The organism is Amycolatopsis thermophila, from assembly GCF_030814215.1.
GTDB classification, from domain to species: domain Bacteria; phylum Actinomycetota; class Actinomycetes; order Mycobacteriales; family Pseudonocardiaceae; genus Amycolatopsis_E; species Amycolatopsis_E thermophila.
This window is the reverse complement of sequence record NZ_JAUSUT010000001.1, coordinates 2,853,824-2,869,481: the sequence shown is the minus strand read 5'-3', so window position 1 is coordinate 2,869,481 and position 15,658 is coordinate 2,853,824. Positions and strand designations below refer to the sequence as shown.

The following is a 15,658-nucleotide window of genomic DNA, read 5'->3' as shown; positions in this document are numbered from 1 at the left end:
GACGTTTTTCGTGGCGGGAGCACAAGTGACGGGCGTCTCAACGGGCGTACGGTGTGGACGGCCCCCGGACCTCCCCCTCGCCGGGGGCTCTTACCTGTCCGCAGCTTGCCGCACGACGCGCAGGCCCGGGTGTTCCTCCGGCAGCGTCCGGTACAGCACCCAGCCGCTCACCGCGATCGTCACCGCCTGCAGCGGCCAGGTCAGCACCGTGCGCGCCACGCCCAGCGCCACGAGCTCGCCCACCCACCACAGCGGCAGGTAGACGACCACCCGCAGCACGTACTGCAGCGACCACACCAGGCTGGCCCGCGAGTAGGCCCGCAGCAGTTCCGGGTCCCTGCGCCAGCGGGTCTTCTGCCCGAGCAGCACCCCGACCACGACGCCCAGGAGCGGCCACCGGACGGCCACGCTGGCCACCCACAGCAACGCGCTCGCCACGTTGGACAGCACCTGGATGAGGAAGAAGTCCTGCGCACGCCCGGTGTGCAGCGCGATCAGCGCGGCCACGATCACCGCCGCCAGGCTCACCACGACGGCGCGCGCCTTGTCACCCCGCACCAGGCGGACGACACCGACCACCACGGCCACCGCGATCGCCGCGACCGACCCCCAGGCGATCGACGAACCGGCGACCAGCCAGCCGACGACGAACGCCAGCGGCGGCAGGCTCGCGTCGACCGCCCCCTGGCGACCACCCAGGATGCTGCCCAGCGACTCCCGTCGGGGCACAGCTTGCTCGGTCACCCCTACAGCGTGCCCCAAAACCGTCGGTGCGGGCAGCTACCATCGAGATCTTCACCACAGCGTCCGGGCAAAGAGGTGGTAATGGAGAAGCTCAGGAGGCCGACAACACAAGGGACTGTGAGCTTGCGCTGAACCGACGGTGGCGTAGGTCGGGATTACGGGTGCATCCTGCTGAGTTGTTCGAGGGGCGATCAACAGGTGCTGGCGAAAGGGGACGGCAGCGTGCGTGAGTACGACAGCTATGTCGCGCTGGGTGACAGCTTCACCGAAGGTCTCAACGACTTCAATCCGGACGGGACCTTCCGCGGCTGGGCCGACCGGCTCGCCGAGATCCTGGCCGAAGGGCAGCCCGGCTTCCAGTACGCCAACCTCGCCCTGCGCGGGAAGATGCTCGCGGAGATCGTCGAGGAACAGGTGCCGATCGCCCTCGAGCTCAAACCCGACCTGGTCACGTTGTGCGCGGGCGGCAACGACGTGATCGTGCCCGGCTCGGACGTCGACGAGATCGCGGCCCAGCTCGACGAGGTGATCGGCAAGCTGCGCGCGGCCGGGATCGACGTGCTCGTGTTCAACGGGCCGGACACCAAGCACCTGCCGGTGATGAGCGTGCTGCGCGGCAAGATCGGCATCTACAACGCGCACCTGTGGGCCAGCGCGGCCCGGCACGGCGCGAAGATCGTCGACCTGTGGGCGATGGACGTGCTGCACGACCCGCGCGCGTGGAGCGACGACAGGCTGCACTTCACGGCGGAGGGTCACCGTCGGATCGCGCTGCGCGCGGCCGAGGTGCTGGGCGTTCCGACGGCCGACGACTGGCGCGAGCCGTGGCCGCTGGTCGAGGTGCGGCCGGACTGGATCGCCAATCGCCGGTCGGACCTGGCGTGGACCAGGACGCACCTGCTGCCGTGGATCCGGCGCCACCTGCGCGGCGAGTCGATGGGCGACGGGCTGTCGCCGAAGCGGCCGCAGCTGACGCCGTTCGTGGTGGCCGGTCCGCCGGTGTCGGAGGAGCGCGCCTCGGCGAGCTGACCATCACCGGTCGGTCGCGGGGCCCCGGCCGTCGGCGCCACCACCCTCAACGGCGACGCCGCGCGTCGCTGATAACTTCATGACATGCCGCTGCCCCATTGGACCCCCGAGGGGGTTCTTCCGCCTGGGCGGCTTCGTGCGGACGTGGCCGACATCTACGAACGTCTCGTCTTCGACGCGCCGCACCAGAACGCCCGCGAGATCCTGTTCAGCGCTCTGAACAGCTATCTCGGCGCGGTCGCCCGGACCATTCCGAGCGGCCGCGCCTGGATCGGCGGGCAGTTCATCACGCGCACCCCGGACGTGCCCAGCGGGCTCGACGTCGTGTTGCTGCCGGACGACTGGGGTGGGTTGAAGCGGATGACCGGACGGGTGCGGGATTCGCTGTACGGGCTGGTGACGCTGCGCGGGGTGATCGTCGGGCAGCCCGCGATGTACCTCGATCAGGTACAACCGGTCGGCGGGTTGCTGGACGGGTTCCTGTGTTTTCCCGGCGACGAGGAGACGTGGGCGGACACCTGGTCGTACGAAGGGCGCCGCGGGTTTCCCGAGGTGGTGTGGTGATGATGGACTTCCGGCGGATCGCCGAGGAGATCCCCGGCGGCACGTGGCTGGACGATCTGGCGCGCGCGTCGGCGATGGCGGCGCACGCGAAGTTCGAGCGCACGGCGCGGTCACCGTTGCTGCGGGTGTCGATGCTGGGGTCGACGAACCTGGACGCGTACACGTTCTCCGACATCAGCCGGGCGTTGCAGGACGCGACGGCGAAGGTCGGGCACATCATCCGGAACCCGCAAGGCGAGATCACGTACGTCCAGCAGACCGACCGGGACAAGGCGCCGCTGATCCAGCGCGGGCAGGCGGGCAACACGATATTCTTCGGGTTCCCGGAGCCGGCGCCGGACGACGCGTTGATCCACGACGGGATCGAGACCTTGTCGGAGCGAGCGGTGAAGGAGTTGTGCGACTTCCTGCCCGCCAACGGTTCCGACGACGGCGCCCTGGACGCGGTGTTGTTGCAGCGGGACACGGTGCGCAACGCGGTGAGCGACATCGTCAGCGCGGTCGTGAAGAACACGGGGATCGGATTGCAGCTGACGCCGACGGCGGGTGAGGACGTCACGCGCAGCATGACGACCGACCAGGCGAAGGTGTTGCACAACAGCCTGCGCGAGTCGCGCGAAGAGGTCGGCTACGAGACGGTGTCCGGGCGCCTCGACGGGGTCCGCACGAGGCGCCGGATCTTCTACCTGGAGCGCGAATCCGGCGGGACGATCCAGGGGGCGGTGGCGCCGGACCTGCTGGACCAGATCAAGGAGAACCTGGACCGCCCCGTCACGGCCCGGCTGCGAGTGGTCCGCACGACGACGATCGACGGACGCCGCGGGCGGCCGGTGCACGAGCTGCTGGAAATCACCCCGGAAGTGAACCTGTTCGACCAGTGAGGGTGCTGGTGCCGGGGCCGGTGCGGCGGCGGGTGCGGGGGGCTCGGGTGGTGGCGCGTGCGCGGGGTTTTCGGGCGATGGCGGGTGCGCGGGGTTCTCGGGTGAGACTTTCCGTGGCGCGGCTGGCAGCATTGGCTGGCAGCATTGGCTGGCCGGCATTGGCTGGCCGGCATCGGCTGGCCGGCATCGGCTGGCCGGCATCGGCTGGCTGGCATCTGGCCGGCATTGGCTGGTGGGCTTTGGCGGACGGGCTGGCCGGCTGCGGCCGGTCAACTGGCTTTGCCGGGCTGGCTGGCGGGCTGGCGTTGCCGGGGGCGCCTGGCTTTGCCGAGGGCGGCTGGCGATGCCGGGCTGGCTGGTGGGCTTGAGCTGGCGGGCCGCTGAATGTGGCGAGCCGGCTGGACGTGGCGGGCGGGCTGGCGGGGTTGAGCTGGCGGGCTGGCGGACGGCCACCTCGCACGGCGATGAACGGACCCTTCACGCAGCTCCAAGCGCGCCATTCGCACCCAGGCGAACGCTCCACGCACATCGCGCAGCCACGACCAAGCCACTCGCGCGCCGATAGGTGAGCCACTCGTGCGGCTGCGTGTGGACCGCCCGCCCGCCGCCGAACGCGCCAGCCGCGCACCGACGAACGGACCCCTTCATACAGCTCCGAGCGGGCCACTCGTGCGACTGTGGGTGCCGCCCGCCCGCCGACGAGCTCGCCATGGGCACGTGGACAAATGGGCCACTCGCAGCCGAGGGCGGGGGCCGATTGAACGGTCCGTTCAATCGGGGTCGAAAGTGCCACGACGCCCGGAGGGAACGGCCTGGAACAAGAGGGCCGTCTGCCGCTCCCCCACGCGCCAGACGGCCAAGCGGCACCCTACGCCCAAGGCAAGATCCATCGCCAAGAATTCGGTCAGCGTCGAGCTCCACTAACTCGAAAGCGTCATTCGGTGCCGCATCACCCGCGCCGGCACCCCGCCCAGGCCCGCGCGGTCGCCCCCATGCGCGCCACCCGCCCAGGGCAGCACCCGCAGTCACGATCACCCCCAAGCGCGCCACCCGCACCACCGCCCAGGGCAGCGCCGTCCAGCCCGCCATGGCCCGAGGCATCACCCGCACGGTCACCCCAGCCGAGCCATCCGCGCCACCCCCGGGGCAGCACCGTCCAGCCACCGCCCAGGCATCACCCGCACGATCATCCCAGGCACGCCCGCGCCACCGCCCAGGGCAGCACCGTCCAGTCCGGCACCGCGTGTCGCAGCACCCCCGGGAGCCACCGCCCAACGCAGCACCCCAGGCTCCGCGCCCAGGGCAACACCACCCAACCCGCGACCGCCCAACCCGGCACCCTCAACCCGCCACCAACCTCAGGCAGCCACGAAGCTCAACCGCCACCGCCCGCCCCATCGGCCTCGGCGGATTCGACCGGCTGCAACCCGCTGCCGCCGCCGGATGCGGCTTCCTCCAGCTCCTCCGCGGGCACGCCGAGGGCCTCCAGCTCGGCCAGGATTTCCGGCGCCGGGCGGGGGCTCACGCGGCTGTGGAGCTCCGCGGCGAGTCTGAGCTGCAGGCGGGCCCCCTCGGCGTCGCCCCGGCGGCGGAGTATCCGGCCGATCGACAGGCGGCCCACGGCCTCCTGCAGCAGGAACCCCCGCCGCGCGGCCAGCTCCACCGCCTCCGTCGCGCAGGCCGACGCCCGCTGCTCATCGCCCGACCGGAAGTACGCCTCGGCCAGATTGTTCAGCGAGACGACCACATAGCTCTCGTCCCCGAGGCGCCGGTCGATCTCCAGCGACTCCAGCTGGTGGGCGATCGCGGACGCGTACCGGCCCGCCGCCTTCTCCGCCTCCGCGCAGTTCGCCAGCGCCTGGCCGCGCAGCTCGTCATCGCCCGACGCGGCCGAGATCGCCCGAACCAGGCAGTCCACCGCCTCCTCGTGCCGGCCGCAGCTGTTCAACGCGCACCCCACGTGGATGAGCGCACAGATCCGGCGCCGCGGATCCGCACCGGCCATCGCCAACGCCGCCGAGGCGTCGTCCAGGCTCGCCGCACCCAGGTCGAACGTCAGCGACAACGCGCACCGCGAGATCAGCATCCAGAACCGCGCCCCCGCATCCCCGCACGCCTCCGCCGCCGCCATCCCCAGCGAAACCACCCGCCGCCACTCGTCCCACAACGGGCGCACCACCCGGTACGTGTGGACCACCCGCGCGAGCCGCCACACGTCGTCGTGCAGACCGGCCGCGGCCGCGGCCTCCAGAGTGGCCAAGAGGTTCGGCCACTCGGCCACGAACCACGCCAGCGCTTCGTCGAACCCGTCCACCCGCGGCAGCTCCACCGGCACGTCCGAAAAGTCCAGCGGGTCCACGATCCGCAGCAGCCGGCGCCGCGCCCGGTCGGCCGCCGCCTGGTAGTACCGCACCACGCGCGACAACCCCGGCGACGGCGAACCCGCCAGCTCACGCTGGTACAGCCGCACCAGATCGTGCTGCGTGAACACCCCCGGCCCGCTCTCCACCAGCAGGTGGTGCGCCGCCAGCACACGCAACCGGCGCCGCGCCTCGGAGACCGGCACCGAACACAACGCGGCCACCACGAACGGACCGACCGTGGCTCCGGGAAACGCGCCCAGCGCGCGGAACACCGACCCCACCTCGGGCGGCAGACCGCGCAACGACACGTCCAACGCGGCCCGCACCCCGGCGTCGTCCACGTCGAGCGCCGCCAGGCGGGTCCGCTCGCTCGCCAGCTCGGCCACGAATTCCGGCACCGTCCACGCCGGACCCGCCGCCAGCCGCGCGCCGGTGATCCGCAACGCGAGCGGCAGGCCCTCGCACAACCGCGCCAGCTGCTCGTGGTGCTCGGCGAACGCCGCGCCCGCGACGTCCGCGATCAGCCGCACCGCGTCCGGCGACGCGAGCGGCTCCAGCGGCCGCACCCGCGCCCCGTGTGAAACCGCCAGCCCGTCCAACCGCGCCCGCGACGTCACCACCGCCATCGAACCCGGCCCCGGGGGCAGCAACGGCCGCACCTGCTCGGCCGACCGGGCGTCGTCCAGCACGACCAGCATCCGGCGCCCGCCCGCCAGCGACCGGTACGACGCCAGCCGCTCGTCCTCGGACTCCGGCAGCTCCGGCGGCGGCACACCGAGCCCGAGCAGGAACTGGGTCAGCACCTCCGCCACCGGCACCGGCTCGCGCTGCGAGTCGAAACCGCGCAGCGTGGCGAACAGGATCCCGTCCGGGAACCGGGCGATCGCGTGGTGCGCCCACGCGACGGCGAGCGCGCTCTTGCCGATCCCCGGCGGCCCGGTCACCACCGCGACCCCGTCCACGCCGTCCAGCCACGCCAGATCCGCCGACCGCCCGGCCAGCGGCGTCGCGGGCGGCAGCTGACGCGGCACCATCCTGGTCACGGTCACCGCCGGCGGCGGCAGGTCGTCGTCGAGCACCTGCTGGTGCAGCGCGCGCAGCTCGGGCCCGGGGTCGAGACCGAGCCGCTCCGACGCGAACCGCGCCGCACTCCGGTAGACCTCCAGCGCGTCCGCCCGCCGCCCCGAGGCGTGGAGCGCGCGCATCAGCTGCCCGGTCGTCCGCTCGCGGCCCGGGTCCTCCCGCACGATCGCGGTCAGCTCGTCGATCAGCTCGCCGTGCCGGCCCAGGGCCAGGTCCGCATCGACGCGCGCTCCGTGCACCGCGGTCCGCAGGTCGGCCAGCTCGGGCGCGCGCAGCGACTCCGGCACGCCGCCGAGCTCCCGCCCCTGCCACAGCGAGTACGCCTCGGCCAGCAGCTCGGCACGTTCGGTCAACGGGGCGGCCCCGGCCCGCGCGAACAGCGCGCGCGCCCGGTGGACGTCGATGAGCATCGGGTCGATGCTCAGCCGGTAGCCGGGCGCGACCGTGTCGATCCGCACCCGCGCCGGGCCTGCCGGGCGCAGGGCGCGGCGCAGCTGGGAGATGTTGCCGTGCACGATCGTCCGCGCCGTCGGCGGCGGGTCGTGGTTCCACAGGGCGTCGATCAGGTCGTCGAGCGCGACGATCCGGTTCGGCCGCAGCGCCAGGAGCGCGAGCAGCCCGCGCACACCCGGACCACCGATCGGCGCGGGGCGGCCGTCGACGTGGAGCTGCACGGGCCCGAGCAGCTGGATGCGTGGTTCCTCGAGCACACGCCCCTCCCCGAGCGCCGCGCCATGGAACGAGTACGGCCCCGCACCATCAGTCCCGATCTGATGGTGCGGGGCCGCACTCGGTGAAACAGTGACGGGGCCGGGTTCGCCACGCCATCGCTACCGGCGTCACACGGGATTCACCCCGAGCAAGGAAGACCCATGCTGCCGCCGTTCGCAGTGGCGGCACTGTAACAAAGCGCGATGGAGTGGCTACACCCGACCCGCACTTCTCCCGGTGTCTATCGCGTCACAGGCGTGAAGTCACGGCTGCCGATGAACGTCGGCCGCGGCTTGGCCGCCGCGAACGGCTCCACGAGCGCGTTCTCGACGCTGTTGAACACCAGGAAGATGTTCGACCTCGGGTACGGCGTGATGTTGTTGCCGGACCCGTGCATGATGTTGGAGTCGAACCACAGGGCCGAGCCCGCGGGCCCGGTGAACTGGTCGATCCCGTGCTCCGCGGCGAGCTTGGTGATGTCGTGCTCGCTGGGAACGCCGATCTCCTGCTCCTTCAGCGACGACTTGTAGTAGTCGTCCGGGGTCTCGCCGACGCACGGCACGAAAGTGCGCTGCGAGCCCGGCATGACCATCAGGCCGCCGTTGAACGGGTAGTTGTCGGTCAGCGCGATCGAGCAGCTCACCGCCCGAGGCCGCGGCATGCCGTCCTCGGCGTGCCAGGTCTCGAAGTCGGAGTGCCAGTAGAACCCGGTGCCCTTGAACCCCGGCATGTAGTTCACCCGGCTCTGGTGGATGTACACCTCGGAGCCGAGGATCTGCCGGGCACGGTCGAGGATGCGCGGATCGCGCACGAGTTCGGCGATCAGCTCACTGATCCGGTGCACCTCGAAGATCGACCGGACGCTGCCGGTGGCCTTCTCGGTGATGACCCGCTCGTCGGCCTTCAGCGCCTCGTCGCTGGACAGCCGGACCAGTTCCTGCCAGTAACCCTGCACCTCGGCGGGCGAGAGCAGGCCCTCGACGATGTGGTACCCCTTCGCGTCGTGCGCCGCCAGCGTCGCGGCGTCGATCGGTCCGTCGGCCTCACCGCCCCAGACGGTCGGATCCTGACGGTCGAAGGGTTCGGCCGGGGACGGGACCCTGGTCGGGTAACTGTCCTCCAGGCCGGTTTCCATGATCGTCAAAACGGTTCGCCTCCTTTTATGCGTTTTGCCTTTCGGTAGGGGCCTCGGTCGTGGTGGTCAGGCGGTCTTCTCCGCGCCGTCCTCGGTGATCAGCGGGTACACGCCGTTCTCGTCGTGCACCTCGCGGCCGGTGACGGGCGGGTTGAACACGCAGACGGTCCGCATGTCGGTCTTGGGGCGGACCTGGTGCTTGTCGTGGTCGTTGAGCAGGTACAGCGAGCCGGGCTTGAGCTGGTGGGTCTCCCCGGTCGCCTTGTTGGTGATCTCGCCTTCGCCCTCGAAGACGAAGACCGCCTCGATGTGGTTGGCGTACCAGAAGTCGTTGACGGTCCCCGCGTACAGCGTGGTCTCGTGCACCGAGAAGCCGACACCCTCCTTGGCGAGGATGATGCGCTTCGAGCGCCAATTCGGCGTCTTGATGTCAGCGTCGGTGTCGGTGATCTCGTCGAGGGTGCGGACGATCAAAACTTCTCCCCTTCTCGTTCTCTTACTTCCCGAGCACGGCCTTGACGGAGGCGTCGATGATCTCCAGCCCCTCGCCGACCTCGGCATCGCTGAGCGTCAGCGGCGGCAGCAGCTTCACCACCTCGCTGTCCGGCCCGGAGGTCTCCATCAGCAGGCCGCGCTCGAACGCCGCGGCGCAGACCTTCCCGGCGAGTTCCCCGTTCTGGAACTCCAAACCGCGGGCCAGGCCGCGGCCCTTGGCGGTGAGCTCGGCCTCCGGGTAGGCGTCGACCAGGCCCTGCAGCGCGGCGCCGATGCGCTCGCCCTTCGCGCGGACGGACTTCTCCAGCTCGTCGTCGCTCCAGTAGGTGCGCATCGCCTCGGCCGCGGTGATGAACGCCGGGCTGATGCCGCGGAAGGTGCCGTTGTGCTCGCCGGGCTCCCAGACGTCCAGGTCGGGGCGGATGAGCGTGAGCGCCATCGGGATGCCGTAGCCGGACAGCGACTTGGACAGGCAGACCATGTCGGGCTTGATGCCGGCGTCCTCGAAGCTGAAGAACGGGCCGGTGCGGCCGCAGCCCATCTGCACGTCGTCGACGATCAGCAGGATGTTGTGCCGCTTGCACAGGTCGGACAGGCCGCGCAGCCACTCCAGGCCCGCGGCGTTGATGCCACCTTCGCCCTGCACGGTCTCGACGATGACCGCGGCCGGCTCGTTGAGCCCGCTGCCGGAGTCCTCGAGCAGCCGCTCGAAGTACAGGAAGTCCGGGTAGACGCCGTCGAAGTACTGGTCGTAGGGCATCGGCGTGGCGTGGACCAGCGGGATGCCGGCGCCGTGCCGCTTCATCGAGTTGCCGGTGACCGACAGCGCGCCGATCGTCATGCCGTGGAAGGCGTTGGTGAAGTTGATGACCGACTCGCGGCCGGTGACCTTCCGGGCCAGCTTCAGCGCGGCCTCGACGGCGTTGGCGCCACCGGGGCCGGGGAAGATGACCTTGTAGTCCAGCTCGCGCGGCTTGAGGATCTTCTCGTCGAGCGTCTCCAGCAGGTCGCGCTTGGCGACGGTGAACATGTCGAGCGCGTGGGTGACGCCGTCGCGCTCGATGTAGTCGATCAGCGCCTTCTTCAGCACCGGGTTGTTGTGGCCGTAGTTCAGCGCTCCGGCACCGGCGAAGTAGTCGAGGTAGGGGCGGCCGTCCTCGCTGTACAGGCGGCTGCCCTGGGCGCGGTCGAACACGACCGGCCAGCCCCGGCTGTAGCTGCGCACTTCGGATTCGAGCTTTTCGAAGATGCTCACTGTGGGTTTTCCCCTCCATTGGTGCTTGTCGACAGCCAATCGCACGGGCGTCCTCGCCCCATTCCGGCGTTATCGCGGATGGAGCGGGCCGATTCGGTAAAGGTCTTCCCGCTCGTGCTGCGCGTCGTCGTCCGGAAAGTCCGCGGAGCTGAACAGCTCGGTGCTCTCCAGCTGTGCTCCCCACCGCTCGGCAAAGGAGGTGAACAGGCGGATCGACGCTTTGTTGTCGGGCGTGATGGTGGTCTCCAGGTAGCGCACGCCGTCGGCCACCAGACGCGTGTACAGGTTGTCGAGCAGGGCTCCGGCCAGCCCTTGCCCTCGTTGCGATGCGTCGACGGCGACCTGCCAGACGAGCGCGGTGTCCGGCGCCGCTGGACGGCGATATGCGATCACGAATCCGACCGCATTACCGTCCACCCGCGCCACCACCGAGGTGTCGGCGAAATCGCGGCACCACAACAGATAGGCGTAAGGCGAGTTGAGATCGAGCTTCTGCGAATCGCGCGCGATTCGCCAAAGCGCAGCCCCGTCGGCCTTGGTCGGATTTTCGATCAAGTGCTTTCCGGACATGTCAAAACAACCTAACAGAGATGATTAGGTCGTTCAGCGCAGCGCGATCGGCACAGGCGAGCTACCTGCAACAACGACGAAACACACGTGAGAATGACAACAGAAAGCTGGCGTCGAGGGGCCAGGATGTGCTATGGCCCCGGCCAGTAGGGGCCTTATCACTTAGAGCGCCCGAACCGGGCCGCGCGTTACACGGTAGTGGCAGCGCTCACAGGACGCGAGTCCACTCGCCGGGATCGCACGCCGCCCAGAAGCGCGCCCCGAACCGCGACAAGCGCACGGTGCGCCGGACCAGCCGGGCCCGCCGGGCCGACTTCGCGGCCGTCCGGACCACGTCCTCGGTGGCCAGGATCTCGTACTGCGACTCCAGCTCCGGGCTCTCCCCGTCCAGCTCGACCAGCCCGAACCCGGCCAGCCGGGTGAGGTAGCCGGGCACCTCGTCGGGCAGGGTCACGCCGGCCACCTTGCCCACGGTGGAGGCGTTGCGCAGGACCGTCCGGCCGCCGCCGAACCCGCGCTCCGTGACATCGATCACAGGGAAGGCCGTGCCGGTGGCGAGGGTCGCGACGATGCGGGCCTCGTCCGGGGTGAGCTGGCGCAACACGGTGGCGTAGAGGTACTCGCGGGCCTGGTCGCGACCGAAGCCGACGGACCGGTCGAGCAGCTCCTTCATCGCCGCGCGCAGGGGCTCCCGGGCCGGGACCAGCTCACCGGCGCCGTTGGGAGTGTGCTCGGCGCCCGCCGCGCTGAGCGCCACCACGTACGGGTCGTCGACCTCGTCGAGGCGGCGGCGCAGGCCGGTCAGGACCTGCCGCTCGACCTGCCGCAGGCCCTCACCGGCCAGTTCCAGACCGGGCAGCGGCAGCCGTCGCCCGATGGTGAACCCGGTGCGCGCGGCCCAGCCGGCCAGCCGTCCGGCCCGGCGCAGCAGGTTCTCGTCGCCACCGTCCGGCGAATCCGGCAGGTTCTCGCTGGTCAACCACATCACCCCGTTTCCGGAGTCGATGTTACGGCCGCCTCAGCGCAGCGCCTTGTTCGCCTTCCGGGTCGCCTTGCGCAGCTGCACGATGCGCGCCCCGCCGACCAGGGCGACGAGGACGGCCCCGCCGATCGCCGAGAACAGCATCGCCACCGCGAGCGGCAGGCTGCCCTCCATCCCGAGGAAGGTGACCGTGGTCGAGTCGAGGTTCTGCAGGATGAAGATCAGCAGGAAGATCAGGATGATCAGCGCGACGATGATCGCGACCCAGGTACCGCTGACCCGGGTGCGTTTGATCTTGACCGGCTGCGCGGGCTCGGCGGGTTCGGTCACGGGCTGCTGGGGTGGGGTGCCGGTATCCGGCTCGTCCCCCTGCGCGTGAGTCATGTGAGTGATTGTGCGCGGATGAGCCCGATTTCGCGCGTCCAACTCACTCGCTCCGGCTAACGATCCCAGCTCAGGGTGACCACATCGCGACCGGAGGAGCCCAGGTCGGGCGGGGTCCCCTCGTCCACGCCGAGCCCGCGCAGCGCCTCGGCGACCTCGCCGGCGCGCTCGGCGGGCAGGCACAGCCGGCGGCGGGTGACGTCGACCAGCTCGTCGAAGTGCGCGTACTCCGGCTCGGCCGCCTTGTGCCAGCGCTCGACCGCCGGGTCGAGGCCGAGCTCGCGCAACGCCGCGACCGCGTCGTCGGCCGTCGGCCCGGTCGGCCGCTCCAGACGGTGGAAGTGCCGCCACAGCGGGTTGAGGGTGGTCAGCGGGTGGGCCTCGGCCAGTTCGACGACGACCTTCCGGCGCGCGTGCGCGGTCAGCGCGGTCACGAACGGCTCGAGGTCGGGGGCGTTGTAGAGGACGTGCGCGCAGACGACCACGTCCGCCGGCTCCACGTCGACGCCGGGCCACCGGCCTTCGACGACCCGGAACGGCAGGGACAGCGCCTCCGCCCGCCGGCCGAACTCGGCGAGCAGGCCTGCGCTCGTGTCCACCGCGGTGACGTGCGTGATCGCCTCGGCGCACGGCAGGCTCGCGGCGCCGGCACCAGCGCCGACGTCCAGCACGCTGCCGGGCAACCCGGCCAGCACGGCCCGGTGGGTCGGCGTCGCGGGTGCGGCGAGGTGGCGGTCGACGCGGCGGGTGAACACCCCCTGCGGCAACACCCACGGCGACTCCACCGCCGTGGCCAGGATGTGCTCCGGGATCGCCCAGGCCGCCAGCTGCTCCGCCCATCGGTCCACCGCGTCCGCCATGCCTCCATTGTGCGCGTCAATCAGTGATTGATCCGGTGATGGAAATGTGGTCTCCTGATCGGGTGCCGAGCACCGACGCCACCACCCGGGAGCGACTGCTCACCGTCGCCGAGCGGCTGCTGCTGGAGTCCGGTTACGACGCGGTGTCCGTGCGGGCGATCAACAGCGCTGCGGGCATGAACCCGGCGGCCGTGCACTACCACTTCGGGTCGAAGGACGCGCTGATCGCCGCGCTGCTGGAGGCCCGGCTCGCGCCGGTGTGGCAGCGGCGGCTGGACCAGGTCGCGGAACGGCGGCGCGGCGGCTGGGTACCGACGGTGCCGGAACTGGTCGACCTCGTCGTGACCCCGCTGGCCGACCTGGCCGCCGACCCGGTCGGGCGGCTGCGGTTGCGGCTGCTGGCGCGGTTCGTGCTGGGGCGGCGGGAGCCGGCGTGGACCTCGCGCTGGTTCGGGCTGGGGCCGTGGATCGAGTTGTTGCGGGACGCGCGGCCGGAGCTGTCGACGGCGGCCGCCGCGCAGCGGTGGTTGCTCGCGTTCGGGCTGGTGCTGCAGTTCTTCGCCGACGGGATGCCGGGCGAGGTCCCGGTCGAGACGTTGCGCGCGTTCGTGAGCGCGGGATTGGCGGGGTCATGACGGACGTTCTCGCACCGGCCCGGCTGGGGCCGGTGCGGCTGCGCAACCGCATCATCAAGGCCGCGACGTTCGAGGGGGCCACCCCGGACGCCCTGGTCACCGACCGGCTGATCGAGTTCCACCGGCGTCCCGCCCGGGGCGGCGTCGGGATGACGACGGTGGCCTACTGCGCGGTCTCGCCGGACGGGCGCACCGACCGGCACCAGATCTGGATGCGCGACGAGGCGGTGCCCGGGCTGCGCCGGCTCACCGACGCCGTGCACGCCGAGGGTGCGGCGGTGAGCGCGCAGATCGGGCACGCCGGCCCGGTCGCGAACGCGGCCTCCAACCGGTTGCCCGCACTCGCGCCGGGCCGGTTCCCCAACCCGCTGGGGATGCGGATGACCCGCGCGGCCACAGTGGACGATCTGTCCCGGGTGGTGCGGGCGCACGCCTCGGCCGCGCGCCTGGCGATCGAGTCGGGCTTCGACGCGGTGGAGATCCACTTCGGACACAACTACCTGGTCAGCTCGTTCCTGAGCCCGAAACTCAACCGGCGCAAGGACTCCTACGGCGGATCGCTGGCGAACCGGGCGCGGCTGGCGCTGGAGATCGCGCGGGCGGTGCGGGACGCGGTGGGCGACCGGATCGCCGTCACGGCCAAGCTGAACATGGACGACGGCGTGCCGGGCGGGTTCTGGCTCGACGAGAGCGTGCAGGTCGCGCAGTGGCTGGAGGCGGAGGGAGCCGTCGACGCCCTGGAGCTGACCGCGGGCAGTTCCCTGTTGAACCCGATGTACCTGTTCACCGGGGACGCGCCGCTGCGGGAGTTCGCCGCCGCGTTCCCGCCGCCGATGAGCTGGGGCATCCGCGCGAGCGGCGGGGCGTTCCTGAAGAGCTACCCGTTCCAGGAGGCCTACCTGCTGGACCGGGCGCGCCAGTTCCGCGCCGCGCTGGACCTGCCGCTGATCCTGCTCGGCGGCATCACGCGGCTGGAGACGATGGAACTGGCGATGGCCGAGGGATTCGCGTTCGTCGCGATGGCGCGGGCGCTGCTGCGGGAACCCGATCTGCCGTCGAGGTTGCGCTCCGGTGCGCGCTCGTTGTGCGTGCACTGCAACAAATGCATGCCGACGATCTACCGGGGGACGCGATGTGTGCTGACGTGATCGCCGTGACGGGGTCCGCTTCGGGGATCGGCGCCGCGGTGGTGTCCGCGCTGCGGGCGGACGGGCGCGACGTGGTCGGCGTCGACCTGCGCGACGCCGAGGTGTGCGCGGATCTGTCCACTGCGGACGGCCGACGGGCCGCGGTGGACGGGGTGCTCGGCCTGGCCGGCGAGCTGGACGGGCTGGTGGTCTGCGCCGGGCTCGGGCCGCACGTGCCGGATCCCCGGCAGATCATCGAGGTGAACTACCGCGGCGCGGTCGAGGTGCTGGATGGGCTCTTCCCGGCACTGCGCGGAGCGGCCGTGGCTGTGTCGTCGTCGGCGTTGACGATGACGAAGTGGGCGGACAACCCCATTTCCCGCGGCGAGGAGGCCGCGGCACTGGCCGAAGCGGGCGAGTACGCGGGCCACCTGGCGTACTCGTGGTCGAAGAACGCGTTGACGGTGGCGGTGCGCCGGCGGGTTGCCGAATGGGGCGCGGCGGGCGTACGGCTGAACACCGTCGCACCCGGAGCCGTGGACACCCCGTTGCTGCAGGCGGGGCTGGAGTCCCGGTTCGGCGACGCGATCCGCAGCTACCAGGCACCGATCCCGCGGCGGGGCCGGCCGGAGGAGATCGCGTCGCTGATCCGCTACCTGCTCGGCCCGGACGCGGGATACATCCACGGGGCCCAGTTCATGATCGACGGTGGATCGGACGCCCTGATGCGGCCGACCGAGTTCTAGCCGCATGAGGTCATGACGTCGGTGTGGAGCCGGGATGCTGGTGGCTGTCACACCTTCGGCGGTGACATCGGTGGCGATCCGCCGGGCGGACCAT

At 71.2% G+C, this 15,658-nt stretch carries 16 protein-coding genes; 7 read left to right on the top strand and 9 right to left on the bottom strand.

The window, feature by feature from the left end; translation table 11 throughout:
* Positions 1-90: 90 nt before the first annotated feature.
* Positions 91-744 (bottom strand): DUF3159 domain-containing protein, encoded by a 654-nt coding sequence (locus FB470_RS14270; protein ID WP_306991854.1) that lies wholly within the window; start codon positions 742-744, stop codon positions 91-93.
* 222 nt (positions 745-966) lie between these two features.
* Between FB470_RS14270 and FB470_RS14265 the strand changes: the two genes are divergently transcribed.
* The 4 genes from FB470_RS14265 to FB470_RS14250 all read left to right on the top strand — a co-directional run bounded on the left by FB470_RS14265 (position 967) and on the right by FB470_RS14250 (position 3,586).
* Complete coding sequence (locus FB470_RS14265) at positions 967-1,773, top strand: SGNH/GDSL hydrolase family protein (RefSeq protein WP_306991852.1); 807 nt, start codon at positions 967-969, stop codon at positions 1,771-1,773.
* A gap of 84 nt (positions 1,774-1,857) precedes the next feature.
* Positions 1,858-2,337, top strand: a complete 480-nt coding sequence (locus FB470_RS14260) for a DUF6932 family protein (protein ID WP_306991850.1) — start codon at positions 1,858-1,860, stop codon at positions 2,335-2,337.
* 2 nt (positions 2,338-2,339) lie between these two features.
* A complete protein-coding gene (locus tag FB470_RS14255) occupies positions 2,340-3,218 on the top strand; it encodes a hypothetical protein (protein ID WP_306999263.1) in 879 nt (292 codons plus the stop codon).
* A 101-nt stretch (positions 3,219-3,319) separates the two neighbouring features.
* Positions 3,320-3,586, top strand: coding sequence for a hypothetical protein (locus FB470_RS14250; RefSeq protein ID WP_306991849.1), 267 nt, complete (start codon positions 3,320-3,322; stop codon positions 3,584-3,586).
* 1,007 nt (positions 3,587-4,593) lie between these two features.
* Here the strand turns inward: FB470_RS14250 and FB470_RS14245 are convergent.
* The 8 genes from FB470_RS14245 to FB470_RS14210 all read right to left on the bottom strand — a co-directional run bounded on the left by FB470_RS14245 (position 4,594) and on the right by FB470_RS14210 (position 13,056).
* On the bottom strand, positions 4,594-7,374 hold the full coding sequence (locus FB470_RS14245) for an AfsR/SARP family transcriptional regulator (protein WP_306991847.1): 2,781 nt from the start codon (positions 7,372-7,374) through the stop codon (positions 4,594-4,596).
* Positions 7,375-7,616: 242 nt separating this feature from the next.
* The gene (thpD, locus tag FB470_RS14240; protein ID WP_370876666.1) at positions 7,617-8,510 is read right to left on the bottom strand and encodes an ectoine hydroxylase; all 894 of its coding nucleotides are present in this window, start codon (positions 8,508-8,510) and stop codon (positions 7,617-7,619) included.
* Positions 8,511-8,576: 66 nt separating this feature from the next.
* On the bottom strand, positions 8,577-8,984 hold the full coding sequence (locus tag FB470_RS14235) for an ectoine synthase (protein WP_306991842.1): 408 nt from the start codon (positions 8,982-8,984) through the stop codon (positions 8,577-8,579).
* A gap of 22 nt (positions 8,985-9,006) precedes the next feature.
* A complete protein-coding gene (gene ectB / locus FB470_RS14230) occupies positions 9,007-10,260 on the bottom strand; it encodes a diaminobutyrate--2-oxoglutarate transaminase (protein WP_306991840.1) in 1,254 nt (417 codons plus the stop codon).
* A 69-nt stretch (positions 10,261-10,329) separates the two neighbouring features.
* On the bottom strand, positions 10,330-10,830 hold the full coding sequence (gene ectA, locus FB470_RS14225) for a diaminobutyrate acetyltransferase (protein WP_306991839.1): 501 nt from the start codon (positions 10,828-10,830) through the stop codon (positions 10,330-10,332).
* 208 nt (positions 10,831-11,038) lie between these two features.
* Positions 11,039-11,815 carry an Abi-alpha family protein gene (locus FB470_RS14220; protein ID WP_306999261.1) on the bottom strand — a complete coding sequence of 259 codons (777 nt, stop codon included), beginning with the start codon at positions 11,813-11,815 and terminating at the stop codon, positions 11,039-11,041.
* Positions 11,816-11,848: 33 nt separating this feature from the next.
* A complete protein-coding gene (locus tag FB470_RS14215; RefSeq protein WP_306991837.1) occupies positions 11,849-12,196 on the bottom strand; it encodes a LapA family protein in 348 nt (115 codons plus the stop codon).
* A 56-nt stretch (positions 12,197-12,252) separates the two neighbouring features.
* Positions 12,253-13,056: a class I SAM-dependent methyltransferase gene (locus tag FB470_RS14210; RefSeq protein ID WP_306991835.1), complete on the bottom strand. Its 804-nt coding sequence runs from the start codon at positions 13,054-13,056 to the stop codon at positions 12,253-12,255.
* Positions 13,057-13,118: 62 nt separating this feature from the next.
* On the opposite strand from FB470_RS14210, the gene FB470_RS14205 reads away from it, so the two are divergent.
* The 3 genes from FB470_RS14205 to FB470_RS14195 are packed head-to-tail and all read left to right on the top strand — an operon-like array spanning position 13,119 to position 15,564.
* Entirely contained in the window at positions 13,119-13,691 is a 573-nt protein-coding gene (locus FB470_RS14205) for a TetR/AcrR family transcriptional regulator (protein ID WP_306991833.1), read from the top strand.
* Entirely contained in the window at positions 13,688-14,839 is a 1,152-nt protein-coding gene (locus tag FB470_RS14200) for an NADH:flavin oxidoreductase (RefSeq protein WP_306991832.1), read from the top strand. The genes FB470_RS14205 and FB470_RS14200 overlap by 4 nt, the downstream gene beginning before the upstream one ends.
* 5 nt (positions 14,840-14,844) lie before the next feature.
* Complete coding sequence (locus FB470_RS14195; RefSeq protein ID WP_306991830.1) at positions 14,845-15,564, top strand: SDR family oxidoreductase; 720 nt, start codon at positions 14,845-14,847, stop codon at positions 15,562-15,564.
* The last annotated feature ends 94 nt before the right edge of the window (positions 15,565-15,658 follow it).

Coding starts and splice junctions, on each gene's coding strand:
- FB470_RS14260 (WP_306991850.1), top strand. CDS start 1,858: ATGCCGCTGCCCCATTGGACCCCCGAGGGGGTTCTTCCGCCTGGGCGG.
- FB470_RS14255 (WP_306999263.1), top strand. CDS start 2,340: ATGGACTTCCGGCGGATCGCCGAGGAGATCCCCGGCGGCACGTGGCTG.
- thpD (WP_370876666.1), bottom strand. CDS start 8,510: ATGGAAACCGGCCTGGAGGACAGTTACCCGACCAGGGTCCCGTCCCCG.
- ectA (WP_306991839.1), bottom strand. CDS start 10,830: ATGTCCGGAAAGCACTTGATCGAAAATCCGACCAAGGCCGACGGGGCT.
- FB470_RS14220 (WP_306999261.1), bottom strand. CDS start 11,815: ATGTGGTTGACCAGCGAGAACCTGCCGGATTCGCCGGACGGTGGCGAC.
- FB470_RS14215 (WP_306991837.1), bottom strand. CDS start 12,196: ATGACTCACGCGCAGGGGGACGAGCCGGATACCGGCACCCCACCCCAG.
- FB470_RS14210 (WP_306991835.1), bottom strand. CDS start 13,056: ATGGCGGACGCGGTGGACCGATGGGCGGAGCAGCTGGCGGCCTGGGCG.
- FB470_RS14200 (WP_306991832.1), top strand. CDS start 13,688: ATGACGGACGTTCTCGCACCGGCCCGGCTGGGGCCGGTGCGGCTGCGC.